A 3235-nucleotide genomic window follows, 5' to 3' on the forward strand; every position below is an offset into this window, starting at 1 on the left:
GGATCGAGCCGCCGGTGTCGGTCGCGGTCGCGCCCATGCACAGCAGCGCCGCCACGGCCGAGGCCGAGCCGCCGGACGAGCCGCCCGGCACCAGATTGGTGTTGCTTCCCTCGCGCCGCCAGGGATTGGCGACCGGGCCGAAGCACGAGGTCTCGTTGGCCGAGCCCATCGCGAACTCGTCGTTGTTGAGCTTGCCGAGCATCACCGCGCCGTCGCGCCAGAGCTGCGAGGTCACGGTGGACTCGTAGGTCGGCACGAAATTGCCGAGGATCTTGGAGCACGCGGTGGTGCGCACGCCCTTGGTCGCGAACAAATCCTTGACGCCGAGCGGGATGCCGGCGAGCGGGCCGCCCTCACCCTTGGCGATCTTCTCGTCCACGGCCTTCGCCATGGCGCGCGCCTGGTCCGGCGTCTCCATCACGAAGGCGTTGAGCACGCGCGCCTTCTCGATCGCGGACAGATGCGCGTCGGTCAGCTCGAGTGACGTGAATGTTTTTGCCGCGAGACCCTCGCGGGCCTCGGCGAGCGTCAGTGATGTCAAATCGGTCATTTATTGATCGGGCTGCAGAAGAACGGAGACAGGGTCTTGTCGTTGGCCGGGTCGTCTTTTTTCTTGACGTTTTTCTTGGCGGCGGCATTCGCAGCGGCCTCGAGCTCGTCGAGCACGGCATTGACGGCGACATTGGGGTCGGCAGCCTTGCCCTGCCGCTCCATCTTGTCGAGATAATTCATGTAGGCCTGATAGGCCTTCTCATCGTCGCAAAGCATGCACATCGGACGGCGTCCTGAGACTCTTAGTTTGACGCGTTTTCTTCACGCGAATCGGCTTCCACTTCGCTCGAAAACGCTATGCAAGTTACTCAACGACCTTCGGCACCAGGAAGAAGTGACCTTCGGTCGCGGGCGCGTTGGCAACGATATCGTCGGCGATCCCGCCGTCATTGACCACGTCCTGCCGCTTCTTCATCTGCATCGGGGTGACCGAGGTCATGGGCTCCACGCCCTCGACATTGACCTCCGAGAGCTGCTCGACAAAGGCGAGCATGGCGTTGAGCTCGCCCTGCAGATGCGGAACCTCATCCTCGGAAACCGCAATGCGCGCCAGATGCGCGATGCGGCGGACGGTAGCGGCGTCGACGGACATTATATAAGGCCTCTCACGGCAAAATCTAACTGCCGTATAGCAGAGGCCGGTTTTGCGCCGCAACCGGCGCTTTCCCCTTAGCCAGCCAGCGCTTTCATCCGCGCCAGCGCCGATTTGGCGAGATCCCGGGTCAATTCGGCCGCCGGGACCTCACGGCCCAGGGCGATGGCCTGGCCGGCCCAGAGATTGGTGAAATCCACCCTGCCCTGCTTTTCGGCAGCGGCCTTCAGCGGGGCCAGCGCGGTCGCGGCATGGGGAAACGGCGGCGCATCCGGCGAGATCGGGCCAGCCTCGCGCATCAGGCGATTCTGGACGCCCCGCGCCGGCCGCCCGGTCATGACATTGGTGATGACGGTGGAATCGTCCCGCCCCTCGGCCAGCGCTGCACGGCCCGCCGCGCTCACCTTGGACTCCGGACAGCGTAAGTAGGCGCTGCCGATCTGCACACCGGAGGCACCGAGCGCGAAGGCCGCGGCAATGCCGCGCCCGTCGGCAATGCCGCCGGCCGCAATCACCGGCACCTTCACGGCATCGGCGACCTGCGGCACCAGCGCAAACGTGCCGGGCTGCTCGGAGATCTTGTCGGTCAGGAACATGCCGCGATGACCGCCTGCCTCGGCGCCCTGCGCGATGACGGCATCGACGCCGCGCTGTTCCAGCCAGACCGCTTCCTTCACCGTCGTCGCCGACGAGATGACGAGGCAGCCGGCCGCCTTGACGCGCTTGAGCAGCGCCGGCTCCGGCAGGCCGAAATGGAAGCTGACGATTTCCGGCTTCAGCTCCTCGACCACCTCGCAGAAAGAGGCATCGAACGGCGCGCGGTTCGCGGCATTGATCGGCGCGGCGGGATCGAGGCCATGCTCGGTGTAGTAGCCCGTCAGCCGTTGCTTCCAGCGGGCTTCGGCTTCAGCTGTGAGATCGATCGGCGTGTGGCAGAAGAAGTTCATGTTCACCGGCGCCCTCACGCGCTGGCGAATGATGTTGACCTGCTCGCGCGCCTTCTCCGGCGACAGCATCGCGCTCGGCAGCGAGCCGAGCCCACCGCCCTCTGCCACGGCGATCACCAGCTCCGCATCCATCACGCCGGCCATCGGCGCCAGCACGATCGGGAATTCGGTCTTGAAGAGATCGATCAGTCGACGGTCAGGCCACATGGTTTTGTCTCTCGTTTTCCTTAACCCTCCCTGGAGGGGAGAGTGAAGAGGTTTACGCCGCGACTATCGAGTTGCGCCGCCCGGCCAGCAGCTGCTCCGCCTCAATCGCAATCCGCTCCACGATCTCGGCGGCCGGTGGAATATCATGGATCAGTCCGACCGCCTCGCCCGCGATCACGGCCGCGACATCGAAATTGCCGGCGGCCTTTGCCGCGGCATAGTCCGCCGCGACTGCGGCGACATTCTGCATCAGCTCGACCTCGCGCCCGCTCCAGCGCCGTGCATGGTCATTGACCAGGCACCGTCCCGTGAAGGGCGCCGGCCAGACATTGTTGCGCGAGAGATCGAAGACGATGCCACGCACCGTCGAGCCGCTGCTTGCCGCGCAGATGCGCCGCTTGGCGTCCTCGGCGCCGTCGGCCTCCTGGCTCGCATAGAAGCGCGTGCCGAGCAGCACACCGCTCGCGCCCAGCATCATCATGGCGGCGAGACCGCGCCCGTCGGCGATGCCGCCGGCCGCCACCACCGGCACGCGGCCCGCGGCAAGATCGACGACGGCGGGCACGAGATCGACGGTGGTCCGGGACGCGCCGTGACCGCCCGCCTCCGTGCCCTGCGCAATCAGGATGTCGGCGCCGGCGTCGAGGGCCTGCCGCGCCATCGCTTCGTCCTGCACCTGGCAGATCAGACGCGCGCCGGCGGATTTGATCGTGGCGGCAAACGGTGCGGGATCGCCGAACGACAGCATGATCGCGGATGGTCTTGCGGCGAGCGCGACGTCGAGAAGCCCGGGTTGCCTGGCGAGGCTCCAGGTAATGAAGCCGATCCCGAACGGTGCGGCGAGGTCGGCGAGTTTCGCCGTCTCCTGCGCGAGCCACAGCCGCTCGCCATAGCCGCCGCCCAGAATACCAAAACCGCCGGCGCGGCTGACCGCCGT

At 66.4% G+C, this 3235-nt stretch carries 5 protein-coding genes; all 5 read right to left on the minus strand.

Going from position 1 to position 3235, the window contains the following annotated elements:
• Positions 1 to 550 (minus strand): amidase (locus PMI42_RS08455; RefSeq protein WP_008132571.1); only part of this gene is annotated, 550 nt, incomplete at its 3' end.
• Positions 547 to 774 carry a hypothetical protein gene (locus PMI42_RS08460; RefSeq protein WP_008132572.1) on the minus strand — a complete coding sequence of 76 codons (228 nt, stop codon included), beginning with the start codon at positions 772 to 774 and terminating at the stop codon, positions 547 to 549. The genes PMI42_RS08455 and PMI42_RS08460, both read right to left, overlap by 4 nt.
• A gap of 82 nt (positions 775 to 856) precedes the next feature.
• Positions 857 to 1144 carry an Asp-tRNA(Asn)/Glu-tRNA(Gln) amidotransferase subunit GatC gene (gatC, locus tag PMI42_RS08465; RefSeq protein ID WP_008132573.1) on the minus strand — a complete coding sequence of 96 codons (288 nt, stop codon included), beginning with the start codon at positions 1142 to 1144 and terminating at the stop codon, positions 857 to 859.
• 77 nt (positions 1145 to 1221) lie between these two features.
• Positions 1222 to 2298 carry an NAD(P)H-dependent flavin oxidoreductase gene (locus tag PMI42_RS08470; protein WP_008132574.1) on the minus strand — a complete coding sequence of 359 codons (1077 nt, stop codon included), beginning with the start codon at positions 2296 to 2298 and terminating at the stop codon, positions 1222 to 1224.
• A gap of 52 nt (positions 2299 to 2350) precedes the next feature.
• A partial coding sequence (locus tag PMI42_RS08475; protein WP_008132576.1) for an NAD(P)H-dependent flavin oxidoreductase occupies positions 2351 to 3235 on the minus strand: 885 nt, incomplete at its 5' end.

The sequence above is a fragment of the Bradyrhizobium sp. YR681 genome, from assembly GCF_000282615.1.
In the GTDB taxonomy this organism is placed as follows: domain Bacteria; phylum Pseudomonadota; class Alphaproteobacteria; order Rhizobiales; family Xanthobacteraceae; genus Bradyrhizobium.

What these genes read in the sequence shown, in the direction of transcription:
- PMI42_RS08460 (WP_008132572.1), bottom strand. Translation starts at nt 774, where the DNA reads ATGTGCATGCTTTGCGACGATGAGAAGGCCTATCAGGCCTACATGAAT.
- gatC (WP_008132573.1), bottom strand. Translation starts at nt 1,144, where the DNA reads ATGTCCGTCGACGCCGCTACCGTCCGCCGCATCGCGCATCTGGCGCGC.
- PMI42_RS08470 (WP_008132574.1), bottom strand. Translation starts at nt 2,298, where the DNA reads ATGTGGCCTGACCGTCGACTGATCGATCTCTTCAAGACCGAATTCCCG.